This window comes from Xanthomonas sp. NCPPB 3582, assembly GCF_041475735.2.
In the GTDB taxonomy this organism is placed as follows: Bacteria; Pseudomonadota; Gammaproteobacteria; order Xanthomonadales; family Xanthomonadaceae; genus Xanthomonas; species Xanthomonas codiaei.
Genome location: NZ_CM192968.1, coordinates 1822998 through 1841284, shown reverse-complemented (window position 1 = coordinate 1841284; position 18287 = coordinate 1822998). Strand labels below are relative to the sequence as shown.

Sequence of the window (18287 nt, the reverse complement as noted above, 5' to 3'; positions counted from 1 at the left end):
CGGTGCAAAGCGGTACAGGGTACCGCAGTGCAGCAGGTGCTCCAAACCGTTACCGCAGCGCGGGCGACTTGGCCGGCCAACTCCACGCCGCCGCCGCCAGCCAGCCGACCCAGGCCAGGAAGGCCAGGCGCTGGGCGATGGCCTGCCGCAGCAGCCCGGGCGGGCCGAATGCCAGCACCGCCACCAGCAGGCCGGCGGCCAGGCTGAGCCAGGCCAGGCCACGGGTGCCGGGGGCGTTGAGCAGCGCGGCGGCGATCAGCAGCATGGCCGGCACGAAGGCCACCGCCCACAGCAGCCAGGCGGTGGCATGCGCCTGGCTGGCGCGGCCATCCAGGTCGGTGGGATCCAGCGGCAACATGCCCATGCCGAGGAAGGCCAGGCCAGCCAACACCACCAGCTGTCCGCCAACGCGCTGGCCCCAGCCGGCCCTGGGCGGCATGCGCGCCAACAGGCTGACCCCCGTCACCATGCCCAGCGCGCCGACCAGCACGAAGGCCAGCAGGTTGAAGCCCAGGGCATGCGGCACCCCCGCGGCGCCCAGCAACGCGACCGGGTGGCTGGCCTGCAGATAGCCGGGCAACGTGGCGCCGAAACCGGCGACCGCCAGCACGAACACGCTCGCCGCGACCAGGCCCAGGTAGCGCTGCGCGCCGTCGGTACTTCCCATTGTGCTGCTCCGCATCGGGGCGCCGTGCGCCACCAGGACGCGGCATTGTCGGGCCGGGCGGGCGTGGCGTGAACCCCCCGCCCCGGCCTTGTGTCGGCCGGGTTTGCCACCATTACGGTCCACTGTCGCGTTCTCACCTTCCAGGAAACCCATGTCCGACAAACCGCATGTATTCGATGTCACCACCGACACCTTCGAGACCGAGGTCCTGCAGAAATCGTTGACGACACCGGTGCTGGTGGACTTCTGGGCCACCTGGTGCGGGCCATGCAAGACCCTGACGCCGATCCTGGAGAAGCTGGCCGCCGACTACCACGGCGCCTTCGAGCTGGCCAAGGTCGATGTGGACAAGGAGCAGCAGATCGCCGCCGCCTTCCAGATCCGCTCGGTGCCAACGGTATTCCTGGTCAAGGGCGGCGAGCTGGTGGACGGCTTCCCGGGCGCGATGCCCGAGGGCCAGATCCGCGAATTCCTGACCCAGCACGGCGTGCTGCCGGCCAAGCCGCAGATTGCCGAAGCGCTGCCGCCCGCGGCACCGCTGGACCCGCAGGCGCAGGCCGCCGCGCTGCGCGAGGCGATCGCCGCCGAGCCGGACAAGGACGAACTCAAGCTGGACCTGGCATTGGCCTTGCTCAAGACCGGCGATACCGCCGAGGCCGAACAGCTGATCGATGCGCTGCCCGCCAATCTGGCCACCGACGACCGCGCGGTGCGCGCCAAGGCCCGGCTGGGCTTCGCCAACGTGCTCAAGGATGCGCCGGACGCGGGCGCACTGCAGGCCAGCGTGGATGCCAACGGCGCCGACCTGCGCGCACGTCACCTGCTGGGCGTGCGCCATCTGCTCGACGGCAACGACGAAGCGGCGCTGGAACAGTTCCTGGAGATGCTGCGCCAGGACCGCAGCTTCGACGACAACCTGCCGCGCCGCAGCCTGATCGACGCGTTCCGCGTGATCGAGGACGAAGACCTGGTAGGCCGCTATCGCCGCAAGATGTCGGCATTGGTGTTCTGACGCCACGGGCACTGCAGCGTGTCGATCGCGGGTCCGGGCACACGCCACCTCCTGCATGGGTAGGAGCGGCCCCGGCCGCGACGCGACACGCGCGGTCGTGACGACGCATCCGTGGTAACGCGCTGTCGCTGCCCGGGCCGCTCCTACGCCCCCTGGCGGCCGGCCCACCATACGCATGCGAATGTTATGCTGCGCATCCCGCCCCGCCACGGATTCCGGCCCGCATGCGCGCCCCACTGTTCAAGCTCGGTATCAACCTCTGGCCGCCGTACCTGTTCGCCGGCATCCACGTCACCGTGCTTTCGGCCGACTATCGCTTCGCACGGGTGGAACTGCGGCAGCGGCCCTGGAACCGCAACTACGTCGGCACCCATTTCGGCGGCAGCCTGTTCGCCATGACCGATCCGTTCTGGATGCTGCTGGTGATGCAGAACCTGGGCCGCGACTACTACGTCTGGGACAAGGCCGGCAGCATCGATTTCGTCAAACCCGGCCGCGGCACGGTGAGCGCGGACTTCGTGATCGACGACAGCCTGCTGAGCGAGCTGCGCGAGGCCACCGCCGGCGGCGAGAAGCACCTGCGCTGGTTCGAGAACGAGGTGCACAACCGCGATGGCGAAGTCGTGGCACGCGTGCGCAAGCAGCTCTACGTCAAACGCAAGCCGGCGCGCTGACCGATACAGTTGCAGCGCCAGCGTGGCGCGGAACCCGACACCGCCGCAGACAGGCACGCCTGGACCGGCGTCCGCTGTGCGCATGCCGCCGATGGCGCACGCTGCGAAACCGCGCTTTGCGTCCTTGCGCGCATTGGTCAAGAATCGCGCATCTTCCCGACTGGTCGCCTTCATGCCGCTGCGCACCGCTGCTTCTGCCTGTCTGCTCGCCCTGCTCCTGCCTGCCGCCGCCGACGCGGCCTATCGCAGCCCGCAACAGATACTGGACAGTTCGCCGGCCAGCGCATGGCGCGTGCTCGATCCCGAGCGCACCCTGTACCTGGAACTGGACAGCGGGCGGGTGATCATCGAGCTGGCGCCGCAGTTCGCACCCCAGCATGTCGCCAATATCCGCACGCTGGCGCATGAGCGTTTCTGGGACGGGCTGAGCATCTATCGCTCGCAGGACAATTTCGTGGTGCAGTTCGGCGACCCGGACGGCGAGACCCCGGGCAAGGCCAAATCGCTCGGATCGGCCAGGACGCATCTGCCGGCCGAGTTCGAACGCGCTTCGCAGGGCCTGGAGTTTCAGCGCCTGCCCGACAGCGATGGCTGGGCACCGCAGGTCGGCTTCGTCGACGGCTTCCCGGTCGGGCGCGACCCCGCCAGCGGCAAGACCTGGCTGGCGCATTGCTACGGCACCCTGGGCGCGGGACGCAACAACGACGAAGACAGCAGCATCGGTGCCGAACTGTATGTGGTCACCGGGCAGTCGCCGCGCCAGCTGGATCGCAACATCACCGTGGTCGGCCGCGTGGTCAAGGGCATGGAGTTGCTGAGCGTGATCCCGCGTGGGCCGGACCCGATGGGCTTCTATGCAGATGCGGCGCAACGCTCGCCGATCCGCGCGATCCGCCTGGCCAGCGAAGTGCCGGCACCCGAACGCACGCCGCTGCAGCTGTTGCGTACCGACAGCCCCACCTTCCGCGAGGTGGCCGAGGCGCGCCGCAACCGCAAAGACGATTTCTACAAGCGCCCCGCCGGGCATATCGATCTGTGTAACGTGCCGCTGCCGGTGCGGACGCCGCCTGCTGGGTGAATCGGGAGTCGGGAGTCGGGAGTCGGGATTGGGGATTGGAGATTCATGAACGCGGCGGCGCGTGGCTTGGCGCGGTTCAGAGAGGTCGCGAGCCGTCGTCAGGCGGGTATGTACGGTTTGGAGCGGCTAACAGACTACTGCGCGGCCGGTGCTCGGAATTGGCATGTACCACTCGCACACTCCGATTCCTCCGCGACGCCTGCACTCGCCTGATGACTGCTCGCCACGCTTTCGGAGCCGCAGTGGCGATTGGTCCTCTCCCCAGCGGGTACCGAGTGCCGCGCGCGCGGGCCTTGTTCGCTGTTATCAACGGGCGCGCTGGCTGAAGGCGACGCTGCCCAGGATCAGCACTGCGGCGACCAGCATGGTCCAGGTCAGCGGTTCGCCCAGCAGCGACCACGCCAGCAGCGCGCCGAACACCGGCACCAGGTAGGTCACGGTGGATGCACGCGCCGGGCCGATGCGCTGGATCAGGCGGTAATACATCAGGAATGCCAACCCGGTGCAGACCACGCCCAACGCGGTCGCGCAGGCCCAGGCCACTGCCGGCACCGGTGTGGTCGGCCACTGCCACCAGGCCAACGGTGCCAGCAGCAACGCACTGCAGCCCAGCGTGGAGGCCGCCGATGCCGCCGGTGGCAGGTCGCCCATGTGGCGCTTCACCAGGTTGTAGCCGATGCCGTACAACAGCGAGGCCGTCGCACCGGCCAGTGCGGCCGGGCCCACGCTCAGGCCGGCCGACTTGCCGGTGGCGAGCACCAGCACGCCGATAAAGCCCACCAGCAAGGCCAGCGCGCGGCGCGTGCCGATCTTCTCGCCAAAGAACAGGAACGCGATCAGCGCGGTGAACAACACCGTCATCGCATTGCAGATCGCACCGATGGCGGCGGGCGCGTGCTGCGCGCCCCAGGCGAACAACAGAAACGGCAGTGCAGAGTTCAACACACCGATGGCGGCCAGCATCGGCCACCGATGCAGCGGGAAGCGTCCGCGCGCCAGCCACAGGAACGGCAGCAGCACCAGCGCGCCCAGCGCCAGGCGAATTTCCACCAGCACCACCGTGCCGAACCTGGGTGCGGCCACGCGCATGAACAGGAACGAGCACCCCCACACCACCCCCAGGAACGTCAGCTCCAGCGGAGTGCGCCAGTCACGCGCAGCGACGGCCGGCTGCATCGACGGCTGCGCGCTCATCGCCGCGCTCCGGTGGCATGCCGTGATTTGCTGCAAAGGCAAGGGACAACATCCGGCAGGTACGCAGGCATGGCACGATCGTCGCGATGGGAAGGTGCAGCATCGGCTGCGGCCGCAGGCGCGACAAGCGCGTAGTATCGCAGTCAGCCACAAATCTGACTCATGTCTGCGATGAATCTGCGCCCCACCTTGTTGCCCGCGTTGGGCGTGTTCGCCGCCGCCGCCCGCCACCAGAATTTCGCGCACGCGGCCGAAGAGCTGCACCTGACCGCCAGCGCGGTCAGCCACCATGTGCGCAAGCTCGAGGCGCTGCTGGGCGTCACCCTGTTCCAGCGGCTGCCGCGCGGGGTCAAGCTCACCGCCGAGGGGCGCCAGCTGGCCGATGCCGCCTCCGCCGCACTGGCCGAGATCGCGGCGGTGGCCGGCAACCTGCATCCGCGCGAAGACGCCATTCCGCTGCGCGTGACCACGCTGCGCTCGCTGTCGTATTGCTGGTTGCTGCCGCGGTTGCCGCGCTTCTGCCGCGCGCATCCGCATATCCGCCTGGACCTGCAGTCGGACCCGGCGTTCTCCCGTTTCGAAGAAGGCGGCCCCGAGTTGGGCATTCGCTACGGACAGGGCGCCTGGCCGGGCCTGACCTCGCATCACCTGATGGACGACGAGCTGTTTCCGGTGGCATCGCCATCGCTGCCGGAAGTGGCCGCGCTGCGTACCGCCGCGCAGATCGCGCAGTTGCCGCTACTGAGCGACATGTCCCCGCAGGGCTGGCGCGACTGGTTCCGCGCCGCGCAGGTGCGCGGCACCACGCTGCCGCCGATGCACACCTTCAACGACAGCACCGATGCCATGCGTGCCGCCGTCTACGGCCTGGGCGCGGTCCTGGCGCGCAAGCACATCGCCCAGCCCTATCTGCAGCGCTATGAGCTGGTGCGCCTGCCCGGGCCCACGCTCAAGGCGCGCTATGCCTACTACATCGTGCATCCCAGCCATCGCGAGCCCAGCCCCGCGGCCGCGGTGTTCATCGACTGGCTCAAGCGCGAAGCCCTGGACGAGCGCACGCCGATGCCGGCGCTGCCCGCCGAACTGGTGACCTTGCCGCCGAGCGAAAGCGTGCGGGAACTGCGGGGGCGTCGGAATTCGCGCAAGGCATCGGCAGCGGATTGAAGCCTGGTGGAGTCAGGGTAGGCGTGTGGCTTCGTCCGTACCCTCACCCCAACCCCCGCTCCGCGCCCCGGCCCGCGCTTGCGGCGCAGGCGCTCCAAGGCACGCGCGCCAGTGGCGCGCAAGCTGTGCCTTCTCGCCCCGTGGGGAGAGGGGCTTTGCAAGAGAATCGCGCTGCAAGGGGCTTTCAGAAAGTCTGGCAGCAGGCCGAGGAGAAATCGCTTGACAGCCGCACCCATCAAGACCATTAATTAGCTAATTCGTTAATTGTCTAAGCACAACCATGTCCGCCGACCGCATCTTCGAAGCCCTCGCCTCGCGCCCGCGCCGGGAAATCCTGGCCTACCTGTCCGCGCAGGAACTGACCGCCGGTCAGATCGGCGAACGTTTTGCGATGAGCGCCCCGGCCATCTCGCGCCACCTGTCGGTGCTGTTGGCGGCCGGCCTGGTCAGCAGCGAGCGGCGCGGGCAGTTCGTGGTGTACCGGCTGACCCCGGACAACATGGTCAATACGCTCAGCGGGTTTGCCTTCGAGGTTTGCCCGGTCGCCGGCCCGCTGCAGCGCGAATCGCGCCGATTGGCCAAGAAATCCAGCTGACGCCCGCCTCCCGCCGCAAGGAGTTGCCATGGACCACCAACGGATTGTTTCCGACCGCAGTTTTCCGCGCGTCGCGCTGCCCTCGTACAGCGGCGGCCGGCCGGTGGAAGTGATGCTGATCGCCCAGCTCGATCCCGGCGCAGGCGACAGCCTGATCGCGCAGACGGTAGAACGGCAGCGGCAGCACCCGGCGCATCACGACGCGCTGGACGAACCCTCCGCGCAGTTGTCGGCACCGGACCTGCGTCATGGCGACCCCACCTCGTTGTTCTCGTTTTCGGTGGGCCCGCACGGACACCCGTTCCACTGCCACGCCGGCAACCGCGTATTCACCGCCATCACCGGAAGCGGCGGTGCGCAGCTGCGCTTTTCCACCGCCTCGCCGCAGCAGATCCAAGCCGACCCGCATGCGTTCATCCGCGCGTTGCGTCATGTGAACCTGCCCGGCGACAGCCTGTTCACCGTGCGCTTCGGCGGCGGCACCTGGCATCAGTTCGCACCGGCGCAGGGCGATGCCGCGCATTCGGCCTTCTTTGCGTTGTCCTGCCACCCGGACGAAACCGGCGGCGCGCTGAGCGACGCGCAGCAGGCATTGGTCAGCCAGGGCCAGGCCACCATCGCCAGCCTCACCGAACTGCTGCCGGCCTCGGTGACGGCACTGCTGCAGGCTGCGCCGCCTGCTGACAGCGATATTCCCACCGTGTCGCTGTCGCTGCATGTCAGGCCGGAAAGCTGGAAACAACGCGCCTGCAGCCGCGTGCGCCGTTGGAGCGGCCGGCTGCGGCAGGCCTTGCCGCACGCTCCTGGGCCGGGCTTCGTGGCTACCCGTCTGGGCATACCGCCGATCCGTCCGCTGCCAAGCCTGCCTGCCGATGCGTTGCTGCACGGCCAGTTGGGCAGCGCCGTGCATTTCGAAGACAGCCACCAGCTGCAGCTGGACACGCGCCGGTTGCGCAGCGACAGCCTGCAGGGCGTGCTCTGCGATCTGCTGCAGGCGTTCGTGGATCAGCCGCCCAGCGGGGTGAGCGGGTTGATGCGGCTGCGCAACCTGATGGTCAAGCCGCTGGGGCTGCGTACCTCGCGCCTGGGCTGCCCGGTGTCGTCCTTGCTCGATCGGTCTGCAACGCAGCGGTTTGCCGGGCGCTTTCCGGTGCTGGCGCAACGCAGCGATGCCGATGGGCAGCAGGTCCAGGTCGTCCTCGGTGCCGACGACAAGCACCTGCGCTTTCGTTCCTCGATCGGGTTGCGCCGCATCGGCGAGCATCGCATCGCACTGACCATGGCCACCCAGGTCAGCTGCCGCAACTGGCTGGGACGCATGTACATGGCGTCCATCCATCACGTGCATCACCACTACATCGTGCCGAGCATGCTGCGCGCCGCAGCGCAGCGCCTGCTGCATGCAGAACAGGCGGCAAGCGATGCCTGGCTGGCGCATTCGCCGTGAACGGAGACGGCGGCGCCATCACCTCGTTTTGTCCTGGCGCTGCCTAGGCTTGGGGTCCCCAATCCCCAGGACACGTCCATGCCCACTCTTCGCCTGCGTATCACCGGTACCGACGACGACGCGCGCGCCATCGCCAACCTGCTGCAGAGCATCGAAGGCATCGAGCACGTGGAAGAGGTCGACGACCTGATGCCGCACCTGGACGACGACGATTCCAGCTCGGCCGGCCTGTCGGACGACGAAGGTCCGGGCAGCCACGAGTTCGAAGTGGATGCCGGCAACGAAGCCACCGCGCAGAAGGTGCGCGACGCAGTGCAGGAGCTGGCGCTGCAACTGGATGTGTTTGTCGAATACGAGTACGACGAAGGCTGAGCACTGCACCTGGCCATCGCCGCATGCGCGCGTCGCCGTGCCGCATGCGATAGCGACTTCGATCGCGCTTGCCTCGCGCCGCCTGCAGGGTGCAGGCGGCGCATTCGCTTGAAACGCCCGGTATCGTCGCAGCGGCCCTGCATGGCGCCGATGCGCAGGCGCCCTCTCGGTGGCGTTGCAGATCGCCCCGCGGGTGTTTACGACATCCTGCGACGCCGTTGACGCCAGCGCCAGGCCTGCAGCGCCAGCCAGCCGGCCACTGCGGCGACCACGCCCACCGGCAGCAGCGCCGCCACCGCGCGAATCACGAACGCCACGCTGGCCGCGAACACCTGGCCGAACTCGGCTGCCGCCTCGGCGATCTCACCCCTGCCCTGTTCGCCCCCGGTACTGCTGAAGTGCAGGGTCAGCAACAGGGTGCGCACGCGACGTTGCTGTTGCGCGGCTTCCTGCTGGGTCTGTTGCGCCTCGGCCTCGATGTCGGCCAGGCGCTTGGATACCGCCAGCAGGTCACCCACCGCCAGATCGCGGCGTTGCTGCAACTCCAGCAGGCGCGCATGTTCCTTCTGCAACCGCGCCTGCGCCAGGCCGGTATCGGCGATCTGCTCGGCCAGATCCTCGGCGCGCGTGCTGCGCGCGGCCACATCGCCCTGCTGGCCAGCCAGTTGCACCATCGGCTCGACGCCCTCGGGCACCAGCCGCACGCTGACGCTGCCGCCAGGAGTGCGCCCGCCATTCTGTTCCACCGCCAGCAATGCGCAGCTGCCGTATTGCGCGCTCTGGCAGGCGCTACGCACCGCGGCGATGCGCTCGCCGATCTGATCGACAGGCAGTTCGATGCGGACATCGTGTTCGTAGGCCAATGACGCACCGGATGGAACCGGCGCCGGCGGTGCTGCGGCGCCGCCGTCCGCAGCCATCTCGCCCTGCGGCCGCGCACAGCCCGCCACCATCCACCCGATCAGCAATAGCGCCGCGTAACGCGGCATGCCGGGCCTCACAGGCGCGCTCCATCGACCTTCTGCACGCTCAGCGTAGACAGATCCAGGTCGGGAATGCAGCGCACGTTGACGGCGATATTGGCTTCCCCGGTGTTGGGATTGGCGCCCTCGCTGAACGGCGCAATGCCGCAGTCCATGCAGTAATGATGGGCGATATGCTGCCGATTGAAGCGGTAGCTGCCCATCTCCTGCGCGGCCGTTTGCAGCTGCAGCTGCGAGCGTGCGCCAAACCACAGCAGCCCGCCGCGACGGCGGCACAACGAGCAGTTGCAATCGTAGACTTCGGTGATCGGCGCATCGGTCTCGAGCTCGAACGCGATGCGTCCGCAATGACAGCTGCCGGCGTACTGCATGGGTTTCCTCCTTGGAAAACAGTGCGAGTCGGGCGTGACTCATGGACCGTTGCCGATGCGCCTCCGGCCCTGCGTGCGGCCAGCGACAGCGCCGTCCCGGCACCAGCGTGCGGTCGCGCCCGCCTGATCGGGTCGGAGACCGCTCGCCGGCCACTCTAAACCAATGGCGGATGCGAACGGGCGCACAGATGCCTATGCTGGCGGTTTGCTCTCATCCAGGATCCACGATGCGTCAACGCCTGCTTGTCCTAGCCCTGCTTGCCGGCCTCGCTGCCTGCCAGCAGCAGCCCGAATCCCCGCGCGCCGACGCTCCCCCGGCTGCCGGCGCGCAGGATGCGCAGACCCCGGATGCGCGGTTCACCGCGCTGTCCAAGCGTGCGCTCGACACCTGGATGCAGTTGTCGCCGGTCACGGCCACGCAGACTGGCGACCACCGCTTCGACGCTCAGATCGACGACCTCAGCGACGGCGGCCGCCAGCGCAGCCTGGAAGCCAACAAGACGTTGTTGACCGAACTGGACGCGGTCGATGTCGCCAGGCTGTCGCGCGAGAACCAGGTGGACGCCGCCATCCTGCGCAACCAGCTGCAATCGGAGATCTGGAACACCGAGGTGCTGCAGAGCTGGGCCTGGGACCCGCAGGTCTATAACAGCCTGGCCGGCAGCGCCCTGTATGGCCTGATGGCGCGCGAATTCGCACCGCTGCCCGAGCGCCTGAGCGCGGCCACGCATCGCATGGAAAAGATTCCCAGCATCTTCGCGCAGGCGCGTGCCAACCTGGACCCGGCACGCGTGCCGAAGATCCACGCAGAGACGGTGGCCAAACAGAACAAGGGCATCCTCAGCATCGTCGACACCTTCATCGCGCCCAACATCAGCCAGCTGGGCCCGATCGAAGCGGCGCGCGCGCAAGCGGCCATCGACAACCTGAAGAAGGCAGTCGCCGAGCAGCAGACCTGGCTGGACACCGTGCTGGTGCCCAACGCCAAGGGCGATTTCCGTATCGGCGCGGAAAAGTACGACCAGAAGCTGAAATTCGCCCTGCTGTCGTCGCTGTCGCGTGCCGACATCAAGCAGCGTGCCGAGTCCGAACTCAAGCGCGTGCGGGGCGAGATGTATGGCATTGCGCGCAGCGTGCTCAAGGACAAGCCCGGCGCTCCCAAGCTGCCCGAAACGCCGACCGACGCGCAGCAGCAGGCCGCGATCGAGGCCGCGCTGGAACTGGCCTATGCCGACAAGCCCGCGCGCGACAAGGTGGTGGACCAGGCCAAGGCCGCGCTGGCGCAGTCCACCGAATTCGTGCGCCAGAAGGATTTGATGACGCTGCCCGATTCGCCGGTGGACATCATCCTGATGCCGGAATTCCAACGTGGCGTGGCGGTGGCCTATTGCGATTCGCCCGGCCCGCTCGACAAGAACCTGAGGACCTTCTACGCAGTGTCGCCGATTCCCGACGACTGGAACGACAAGCAGGTCGACTCGTTCCTGCGCGAATACAACACCCGCATGATCCACCTGCTGAGCATCCACGAAGGCACGCCGGGCCATTACCTGGAGGGCTGGCATTCGGCCAAGTTCCCATCCACGCTGCGCGCGGTGCTGCGCTCGGGCATGTTCGCCGAGGGCTGGGCGGTGTACACCGAGCGCATGATGCAGGAACAGGGCTATCTGGATAACGACCCGCTGTTCCACCTGGTGCAGTTGAAGTTCTACCTGCGCACCATCGCCAATGCCATCCTCGACCAGGGCGTGCATGTGGACGGCTGGGATCGCGACAAGGCGATGCACCTGATGACCCACGACACCTTCCAGCAGGAAAGCGAGGCGGCCGGCAAATGGGTGCGCGCGCAGCTGTCGTCGGCACAGCTGCCGACCTACTTCGTCGGCGTGCAGGAGCATCTGGATACGCGCAAGGCGGTGCAGGAGAAGCTGGGCGACAAGTTCAACCTCAAGGAATATCACGACAAGATGCTGTCTTACGGCGCGCCGCCGGTGCGGTTCGCACGCGAACTGATGCTGGATCAGCCGATCGAGTGATGAATCGTTCTTCCTTCTCCCGCACGCGGGAGAAGGTGCCCCGCAGGGGCGGATGAGGGGCGCCTCGCGAAGTCGTCACTGCCTGCGAGGTCCAACGCGTCGCCACGCGCCTTCAGAAATGACACACCAAGTGGCTTCGCCCGTACCCTCACCCTAACCCCTCTCCCGTCGGGAGAGGGGCTTGCCGCCGCAGTTGCTAACGTCCTTCTGACGAGTTGCGAATCTGCGCTCGCCAGTCACGCGGCTCTCGCACACAGCGTCCCGTCACGCATCCGCGGCAACGAATCCACCGGTCTGCCGCGCCCACAGGCGTGCATACAGCCCGCCCTGCGCGATCAGCTCCGCATGCGTGCCGGTCTCGACGATGCGTCCGGCGTCCATCACCACCAATCGGTCCATGCGTGCGATGGTCGAGAGCCGGTGCGCGATCGCAATCACCGTCTTGTCGCCCATCAGTGCGTCCAGGCTGTCCTGGATCGCCGCTTCCACTTCCGAATCCAGCGCCGAGGTCGCCTCGTCCAGGATCAGGATCGGTGCGTCCTTGAGCAGCACGCGGGCGATGGCAATGCGTTGGCGTTGCCCGCCGGACAGCTTGACCCCGCGCTCGCCTACATGCGCATCGAAGCCGCGCCGCCCCTCGCCGTCCACCAGTGTCTCGATGAAGCCTTCCGCGCGCGCCTTGCGCACCGCATCCAGGATCTGCGCGTCGCTGGCCTGCGGCCGGCCGTACAGCAGGTTGTCGCGGATCGAGCGATGCAGCAGCGAGGTGTCCTGCGTCACCAGCCCGATCTGCCCGCGCAAGCTCTCTTGCGTGACCTGCGCGATGTCCTGCCCGTCGATCAGGATGCGTCCCTGTTCCAGGTCGTATAGCCGCAGCAGCACGTTGACCAGGGTGGACTTGCCGGCGCCGGAGGGCCCTACCAGGCCGATCTTCTCGCCTGCGCGCACCTGCAGGTCCAGCCCGGCGATCACCCCGCCGCGCTTGCCGTAATGGAAATGGATCTGCTCGAACCGCACCTGCCCCTGCGTCACGCGCAGCGGCACCGCATCGGACGCGTCCTGCACCTGCACCGGCTGGGAGATGGTCTGCATGCCGTCCTGCACGCTGCCGATATCTTCGAAGATTCCGTTGACCGTCCACATGATCCAGCCGGACATGTTGTGGATGCGGATCACCAGGCCGGTGGCCAGGGTGATCGCGCCCACGCTGATCTGGCCACGGCTCCACAGCCACAACGCCAATGCGCAGGTACCCACGATCAGGAAGCCGTTGGCCATGGCGATGGCGGTGTCCATCGCGGTAGTCACCCGCGTCTGCCGGCGGTGCTTGACCGCCAGCTCGTCGATGGCATCGCGTACGTAGGCTTCTTCGCGGCCGGCGTGGGCGAACAGCTTGAGCGTGGAGATATTGGTGTAGCCATCGACGATGCGCCCGGTCGCCTTGGAACGCGCGTCCGACGCCACCCAGGCGCGCGCCTTCATGCGCGGCACGAAGAACGCCATCAACGCGACATACACCACCAGCCAGATCAGCAGTGGCGCCATCAACCACGGGTCGGCCTGGGCGAACAGCCACAACGCGCTGCCGGTATAGACCACGATGTACCAGAGCGCATCGACCATCTGCACCGCCGACTCGCGCAACGAGGTGCCGGTCTGCATCACCCGGTTGGCGATGCGGCCGGCAAAATCGTTGTTGAAGAAACCCAGGCTCTGCCGCACCACGTAGTTGTGCATCAGCCAGCGCGAACGGTTGCTCAGGCCGGGCACGATGGCCTGGTTGACCAGCAGGTTGTGCAGCCCGGTGAAGAACGGGCGCGCGATCAGGGTGATCCCTGCCATCCACGCCAGTTCGCCGGCATGCCGGCGGAAGAAGTCCGGCCCCGGACGCTCGCTGAGCATGTCCACGATGCGTCCCAGGAAGTCGAACATCGCCACTTCCACCAGCGCCAGCAACAGCCCGGCGATCAGCGTGGCCAGCAGGATCGGCCATAGCGGCCGCAGGTAATGCAGATAGAACCGCCACACATTGCGTGGCGGCATCTCCCGCTCGATGGGCGGAAAGATATCGATCAGGGATTCGAACCAGCGGAACATTGCACGTACTTCGCTACTACCGGGCCGTCAGGCTAGCCGATCGGGCGTCACGCCGCAGTGTCTGGGGCGATGTCCTGCCGACTGGATAGCGTGGTGCCAGGTCACCGTGTTGCAATCCGGGACGCCGCCTGAGCAGGCTGAGCCGGTAGACCGACATCCACGGCTCGATCCCGTCGCCGCAAGATCGATCGCACGCGCGATCGATCGATCTCGCTCGCATCGAGTGCGCTGCATCCAGGCGCTCTGCCAGTTCCTGTCACAAGTGGTCGATGGCTCGCATGGCGATGATCTGCAGCACAGCCCGGTCATCGATCGCCGTCTGCACCACTCGATGCGTGGTGGACAGGCGCAGCACGCTGCCCATCTGCGCGAGCTGCAGCCGATGGATCGGCATCGGTGCCTGCCCGGCGTTGCGCGCGGGCGTGTTCTGCAGCCCGTCGGGGCGACTCGGATGCGGAGGGTCCGCACACGTCTGGCGTGTGCGGCCGGGCGGCAGGATCGGACTCAACGTCCCTGCAGACTCGGCACCGCATCGCTCACGTGGGCATGCCGGCGCATGGTCCAGTTGAACAAGGGCGTTGCCATCAGGGTGGACAGGATCGCCATCAGCACCAGCACCGAGAACAGGCCTTGCTCGATCACCCCGGCCTGCAGGCCGATGTTGATGATGATCAGCTCCATCAACCCGCGCGCGTTCATCAGCGACCCGATCGCCATCGCGTCGCGGTTGTTCTCGCCGCTGGCACGCGCCGCGGCCCAGCAGGCCACGCCCTTGCCCACGAACGAGGCAAGCAGGATCGCCACCCCGGCCAGCATGATCTGCGGCTGCAGCAGCACGCTGAGCTGGGTCTTCAGGCCCGAATAGGTGAAGAACAACGGCAACAGCAACACCACCACGAACGGCTGCAGCATCTCGCGCAGCTTCTCGGTCAGCGCGCCCTTGGGCAGGCAGACGCCGAGCAGGAAGCCGCCGAACACTGCATGGATGCCGATCGCATCCATCGCCCAGGCGCTGACGCAGAACAGCATCAGGATCACCGCCAGCACGCCGTTGCCCAGCGGCTGGTCCGGCACTACGTAGTCGGCCAGCCGGCGCAGCAGATGCCGGCCGACGAAGAGCATGAACACCGCGTACGCCACGCCGCCGCCGATGGCCAGGTACGCGCTCCCCCAGCTGCCGCCGAAGCTGGCCAGCACCACGGCCAGGATGCACCAGGCTGCCGCGTCGTCGAACGCACCGGCGGTCAACGCCAGCGTGCCCAGCGGGCTATTGGTCAGACCGCGTTCGTGGATGATGCGCGCCAGCATGGGAAATGCCGTGATCGCAATGGCCGCGCCCAGGAACAGCGACGCCTCCATCAGCTTGGCCTTGTCGGAGAACAGGCCTTCCACGGTGAGCAGCCACGGACACAGCGCAAAGGCCAGCGCGAACGGCACCGCGATGCCGGCCAGCGACACGCTCATCGCGCTGCGGTAGCGCGCGCGGAAGTGATCGCCACGAAAATCGGTGCCGACCAGGAACATGTACAGGCCCACGCCGAATTGCGCGAACACGTACAGCACGTCCATGGTCTGCTTGGGAAACAGCGCCGCCTGCGTCGCAGGCGCCATCAGGCCGAACAACGAAGGCCCCAGCATCACGCCGGCGATCATCTCGCCGACCACCTGCGGCTGTCCCAGCCGCTTGGCCAGCATGCCCACCAACCGACAGACGAGCAGGATCACTGCGGCCTGCAGAAAAAAATACACCGACATCTGCGGAGTGGTCATGCGTCGGGCGACATCCCTGAGAAGTGCGCGGATCATAGCGAGCCTAGCCAGTGGACGGTAGCCCGACGGGGGACGCGGCGTGTGCGCACAGGTTGCACGCGCCCTGCCGGATGCGGACGCTCGCCGTCCCGGGCGCAAGCACAGCGCTTGGCTGCCGCTGCGCGAGATTGCGACAGCACCAAGCGAGCAGCGGTGAGACGGGTTATGGACAGCGCGCTCATAAGCGGAGCGTGGGCGTGGTCCATACCGATTCCCGGCACCGGCCGCGCCCGCCTGGTGGCTGCACAGCCGGTTCGTCGGCTGCCACAGGCCTCAGGCCAATGCACCAATGTGGCCTGGCACAGATAGCGGTGTCGAACCGGGGTTCGGCGTGGCACCAGCGATCTCCATCACCAACGCCAGTCCGCACGCTCCGTGCCCTGCCCGATCCGGCGTGGGCACGGCTTGCGCAAATCGTTTCATTTACCAGTGCCATACAGCGGCCGGCCACGGATTCCGGGCAGTTGAGGCATCGGCGCAGATCACGGTGCAGCTGCCGCGCACAGGACTCTCCTGTGCGCAGTCCATCCCACCCAGATCACTGCGGCGCAGCAGCCTTCGCCTGCACTGGCGTCAACACCAGGTCCTGGAAATCGAAGCTGAAATCGGTCAGCGGCGAGATCGCTTCCATGCGCATCTCGCGCACCGCACCATCGGGCGTCAGCGCGAAATTGACGAAGGCATCGGCATTCAAGGAGCGGTCGTCCCAGCGCACGATGAAGCTGTCGTGCTGCCAGTGCTCCAGCGTGCCGACCAATTGCGCGGTCTTGGAGAACTGCAGGCGCAGCCGCTTGCCATCCTGGCGGATCACCACATCGCCGTACCATGGATCGCGATAGGTGGCCGCGTAGCCGCGCAGCGGCAAGGACGGCGTGGAGCGTGCGGCGCGTGCCTCCAGGTGTTGCTTCCAGCTGGTGTCGGCATCACCGGCCGCCTTGTCCACCGCCTTCGCATAGGCCGCAATCCAGTCGGTGGGCGGCACCTCCAAGAACGCGTCCAGCACCTGCATCGTCACCGCGTTGAAGGCCGCGCCCACTTCCTGGTTGGTCAGCACCACCACACCGAGCGCCCGATCCGGCACCAGGGTCAACCGCGACACCATGCCCGGCCAGCCACCGGTGTGCCACACCAGCCAATGACCGCGGTAGTCGCTCAGGCTCCACCCCTCGCCATAGCCGGCAAAATTCGGGCGCGCGCCGGCCAGTTCGGGCACAGGCGGCTCGGCGACGTTGATCGGCGTGATCATCGACCACATCTGCTGCTGCCGCTTGGCACTGAACAGCGGTTGGCCATCCGGCAACACGCCGCCGGCCAGTTGCACCTTCATCCACAGCGCCATGTCGTGCGCGCTGGCGTAGATGCCGCCGGCACCGGAGTTGTTGGACCAGGTCAACGGCGCCACGGTCCGCAATTGCGTGAAGTCGTACTTGGCGTGCCCCACCGCGGCCTGGTCGCCGGGCTGCAGGTGGTCGGCATTGAAGCGCGTGCCGCGCATGCCCACCGGCGTAAAGATGCGCTGCTGCAGGAATGTGTCGTAGGTTTGCCCGGACACCTGTTCGATGACCTTCTGCGCCACCGCGTACAGGATATTGTCGTAGGCGTAGCGATCGCGAAACCCGCTCTTCAGCGGTACCTTGGCCAGCCGTTGCACCACTTCTTCTGTGGTGTAGCTGGTGGCCGGCCAGAACAACAGGTCGCCCGCCCCCAGGCCCAGGCCACTGCGGTGCGCCAGCAGATCGCGGATGCGCATTTCTCCACTGACGTACGGGTCGGACATGCGGAACCACGGCAGGTGGTCGATGACCTTGTCGTCCAGCGAGAGCTTGCCTTCATCGGCCAGGATCGACAGCGAGGCCGCGGTGAACGCCTTGGTGTTGGAGGCGATCGCGAACAAGGTGTCGGCCTGCACCGGCTCGGGTTTGCCGATCTCGCGCACGCCATAGCCGCGCTCCAGCACCACCTGCCCGTCCTTGACGATGGCTACCGCAATGCCGGGCACGTCGAACTGCTTGCGCACGCGCTCCATCTGCGCATCGAACTGCTGCATGCCGGCCGGCAGCTCCGCTGCCTGCGTCGTTGTCACCAGGGTCGCCAGCATCAGCACGCCTCCCGTCAGCCATTGGTTCACACGCATTGCCACTCCCCCTGGATCGATCAGAGCAGCCCGCCGCCACTGTCCAGCGCCAGTGGCAGCGGCGTCACCAGCACCCCGTTGCGATCGGCGTACAGCCAATGCCCCGGCACGAACGCCACCCCGGCGAAATTCACCGGTACATCCACCTCACCGAGGTCGCGCCGCTCGGTACGGCGCGGGCAGGCCGCCAGCGCCAGCACACCCAACGCCAAGCTGCCCAGGATTTCGACGTCGCGTACGCAACCGTGGATCAGCACGCCAGCCCAGCTGTTGGCAACCGCCTGCGCTGCGATCCGGTCGCCCAGCAAGGCATGTTTCAGCGAGCCCTGGCCGTCCACCACCAGTACCCGACCCTCGCCCGGCGTGGCTGCCAGTTCGCGCACCCGCGAGTTGTCTTCGAAGCAGCGCACTGTCGCAATAGGCCCGAAAAACGCATCGCGCCCACCAAAGTGCCGAAATAGCGGCTCGGCGATGCTCGCTTCCGGAAAACGGTCACACAGATCGGGCGTGGTCCAGGTCATCGATACGGTCTCATGCGGCATTGCAGGCATGGTAGCCGGCTGCGCCGGCGTGCGGACGCTGGCACCTGCGCTGTCGCGATGCGATGTGACGTGTGCACCAGGTGGCGCGCCGTCCATGGCGGGCGCGACCAGG

16 protein-coding genes and 1 other RNA gene are annotated in these 18287 nt (G+C 67.3%); 9 read left to right on the top strand and 8 right to left on the bottom strand.

From position 1 onward, the window contains the following. Nucleotides 1-49 precede the first annotated feature (49 nt). Entirely contained in the window at nt 50-667 is a 618-nt protein-coding gene (locus ACCQ05_RS07810; protein WP_372393439.1) for a DUF998 domain-containing protein, read from the bottom strand. 151 nt (nt 668-818) lie between these two features. Here ACCQ05_RS07810 and trxA point away from each other — a divergent pair, with 151 nt between their 5' ends. From trxA to ACCQ05_RS07790, 4 genes are all read left to right on the top strand, one after another. After that, entirely contained in the window at nt 819-1679 is an 861-nt protein-coding gene (gene trxA, locus ACCQ05_RS07805; protein WP_372393438.1) for a thioredoxin, read from the top strand. 224 nt (nt 1680-1903) lie between these two features. Then, nucleotides 1904-2353 carry a DUF4442 domain-containing protein gene (locus ACCQ05_RS07800; RefSeq protein ID WP_372393437.1) on the top strand — a complete coding sequence of 150 codons (450 nt, stop codon included), beginning with the start codon at nt 1904-1906 and terminating at the stop codon, nt 2351-2353. 172 nt (nt 2354-2525) lie between these two features. Continuing rightward, complete coding sequence (locus ACCQ05_RS07795) at nt 2526-3431, top strand: peptidylprolyl isomerase (protein WP_372393436.1); 906 nt, start codon at nt 2526-2528, stop codon at nt 3429-3431. Between the two features lie 163 nt (nt 3432-3594). Further along, a non-coding RNA gene (locus tag ACCQ05_RS07790) (sX9 sRNA) lies at nt 3595-3670 on the top strand. A 67-nt stretch (nt 3671-3737) separates the two neighbouring features. On the opposite strand, the gene ACCQ05_RS07785 is transcribed toward ACCQ05_RS07790, so the two are convergent. Continuing rightward, nucleotides 3738-4625: a DMT family transporter gene (locus tag ACCQ05_RS07785; protein ID WP_372393435.1), complete on the bottom strand. Its 888-nt coding sequence runs from the start codon at nt 4623-4625 to the stop codon at nt 3738-3740. A 171-nt stretch (nt 4626-4796) separates the two neighbouring features. On the opposite strand from ACCQ05_RS07785, the gene ACCQ05_RS07780 reads away from it, so the two are divergent. The 4 genes from ACCQ05_RS07780 (at nt 4797) to ACCQ05_RS07765 (ending at nt 8203) form a co-directional block, all read left to right on the top strand. Next, on the top strand, nt 4797-5789 hold the full coding sequence (locus ACCQ05_RS07780) for a LysR substrate-binding domain-containing protein (RefSeq protein ID WP_104540141.1): 993 nt from the start codon (nt 4797-4799) through the stop codon (nt 5787-5789). Between the two features lie 280 nt (nt 5790-6069). After that, nucleotides 6070-6384 (top strand): metalloregulator ArsR/SmtB family transcription factor, encoded by a 315-nt coding sequence (locus ACCQ05_RS07775; RefSeq protein WP_104540140.1) that lies wholly within the window; start codon nt 6070-6072, stop codon nt 6382-6384. 112 nt (nt 6385-6496) lie between these two features. Then, nucleotides 6497-7831 carry a DUF2867 domain-containing protein gene (locus ACCQ05_RS07770; protein WP_372393991.1) on the top strand — a complete coding sequence of 445 codons (1335 nt, stop codon included), beginning with the start codon at nt 6497-6499 and terminating at the stop codon, nt 7829-7831. A 78-nt stretch (nt 7832-7909) separates the two neighbouring features. Continuing rightward, entirely contained in the window at nt 7910-8203 is a 294-nt protein-coding gene (locus tag ACCQ05_RS07765; RefSeq protein ID WP_029220654.1) for a hypothetical protein, read from the top strand. A gap of 197 nt (nt 8204-8400) precedes the next feature. Here ACCQ05_RS07765 and ACCQ05_RS07760 read toward each other — a convergent pair whose 3' ends face one another. Continuing rightward, nucleotides 8401-9192 (bottom strand): DUF4349 domain-containing protein, encoded by a 792-nt coding sequence (locus tag ACCQ05_RS07760; protein WP_372393434.1) that lies wholly within the window; start codon nt 9190-9192, stop codon nt 8401-8403. Between the two features lie 8 nt (nt 9193-9200). Then, nucleotides 9201-9557 (bottom strand): GFA family protein, encoded by a 357-nt coding sequence (locus ACCQ05_RS07755; protein ID WP_372393433.1) that lies wholly within the window; start codon nt 9555-9557, stop codon nt 9201-9203. 227 nt (nt 9558-9784) lie between these two features. Between ACCQ05_RS07755 and ACCQ05_RS07750 the strand changes: the two genes are divergently transcribed. Further along, the gene (locus ACCQ05_RS07750; protein WP_372393432.1) at nt 9785-11593 is read left to right on the top strand and encodes a DUF885 domain-containing protein; all 1809 of its coding nucleotides are present in this window, start codon (nt 9785-9787) and stop codon (nt 11591-11593) included. Nucleotides 11594-11857: 264 nt separating this feature from the next. Here ACCQ05_RS07750 and ACCQ05_RS07745 read toward each other — a convergent pair whose 3' ends face one another. From ACCQ05_RS07745 to rraA, 4 genes are all read right to left on the bottom strand, one after another. Continuing rightward, nucleotides 11858-13690 (bottom strand): ABC transporter ATP-binding protein, encoded by a 1833-nt coding sequence (locus ACCQ05_RS07745; protein ID WP_372393430.1) that lies wholly within the window; start codon nt 13688-13690, stop codon nt 11858-11860. Between the two features lie 504 nt (nt 13691-14194). After that, nucleotides 14195-15460: a cation:proton antiporter gene (locus ACCQ05_RS07740; RefSeq protein WP_372393429.1), complete on the bottom strand. Its 1266-nt coding sequence runs from the start codon at nt 15458-15460 to the stop codon at nt 14195-14197. Nucleotides 15461-16037: 577 nt separating this feature from the next. Continuing rightward, a complete protein-coding gene (locus ACCQ05_RS07735) occupies nt 16038-17633 on the bottom strand; it encodes a serine hydrolase (RefSeq protein WP_372393428.1) in 1596 nt (531 codons plus the stop codon). Between the two features lie 20 nt (nt 17634-17653). Further along, on the bottom strand, nt 17654-18154 hold the full coding sequence (gene rraA, locus ACCQ05_RS07730) for a ribonuclease E activity regulator RraA (protein ID WP_372393427.1): 501 nt from the start codon (nt 18152-18154) through the stop codon (nt 17654-17656). Between the last annotated feature and the right edge of the window lie 133 nt (nt 18155-18287).

Excerpts from the sequence above, each read along its gene's own strand:
- ACCQ05_RS07810 (WP_372393439.1), bottom strand. The coding sequence starts at position 667 with ATGGGAAGTACCGACGGCGCGCAGCGCTACCTGGGCCTGGTCGCGGCG.
- trxA (WP_372393438.1), top strand. The coding sequence starts at position 819 with ATGTCCGACAAACCGCATGTATTCGATGTCACCACCGACACCTTCGAG.
- ACCQ05_RS07800 (WP_372393437.1), top strand. The coding sequence starts at position 1,904 with ATGCGCGCCCCACTGTTCAAGCTCGGTATCAACCTCTGGCCGCCGTAC.
- ACCQ05_RS07795 (WP_372393436.1), top strand. The coding sequence starts at position 2,526 with ATGCCGCTGCGCACCGCTGCTTCTGCCTGTCTGCTCGCCCTGCTCCTG.
- ACCQ05_RS07785 (WP_372393435.1), bottom strand. The coding sequence starts at position 4,625 with ATGAGCGCGCAGCCGTCGATGCAGCCGGCCGTCGCTGCGCGTGACTGG.
- ACCQ05_RS07780 (WP_104540141.1), top strand. The coding sequence starts at position 4,797 with ATGAATCTGCGCCCCACCTTGTTGCCCGCGTTGGGCGTGTTCGCCGCC.
- ACCQ05_RS07775 (WP_104540140.1), top strand. The coding sequence starts at position 6,070 with ATGTCCGCCGACCGCATCTTCGAAGCCCTCGCCTCGCGCCCGCGCCGG.
- ACCQ05_RS07770 (WP_372393991.1), top strand. The coding sequence starts at position 6,497 with ATGCTGATCGCCCAGCTCGATCCCGGCGCAGGCGACAGCCTGATCGCG.
- ACCQ05_RS07765 (WP_029220654.1), top strand. The coding sequence starts at position 7,910 with ATGCCCACTCTTCGCCTGCGTATCACCGGTACCGACGACGACGCGCGC.
- ACCQ05_RS07760 (WP_372393434.1), bottom strand. The coding sequence starts at position 9,192 with ATGCCGCGTTACGCGGCGCTATTGCTGATCGGGTGGATGGTGGCGGGC.
- ACCQ05_RS07755 (WP_372393433.1), bottom strand. The coding sequence starts at position 9,557 with ATGCAGTACGCCGGCAGCTGTCATTGCGGACGCATCGCGTTCGAGCTC.
- ACCQ05_RS07750 (WP_372393432.1), top strand. The coding sequence starts at position 9,785 with ATGCGTCAACGCCTGCTTGTCCTAGCCCTGCTTGCCGGCCTCGCTGCC.
- ACCQ05_RS07745 (WP_372393430.1), bottom strand. The coding sequence starts at position 13,690 with ATGTTCCGCTGGTTCGAATCCCTGATCGATATCTTTCCGCCCATCGAG.
- ACCQ05_RS07740 (WP_372393429.1), bottom strand. The coding sequence starts at position 15,460 with ATGACCACTCCGCAGATGTCGGTGTATTTTTTTCTGCAGGCCGCAGTG.
- ACCQ05_RS07735 (WP_372393428.1), bottom strand. The coding sequence starts at position 17,633 with ATGCGTGTGAACCAATGGCTGACGGGAGGCGTGCTGATGCTGGCGACC.
- rraA (WP_372393427.1), bottom strand. The coding sequence starts at position 18,154 with ATGACCTGGACCACGCCCGATCTGTGTGACCGTTTTCCGGAAGCGAGC.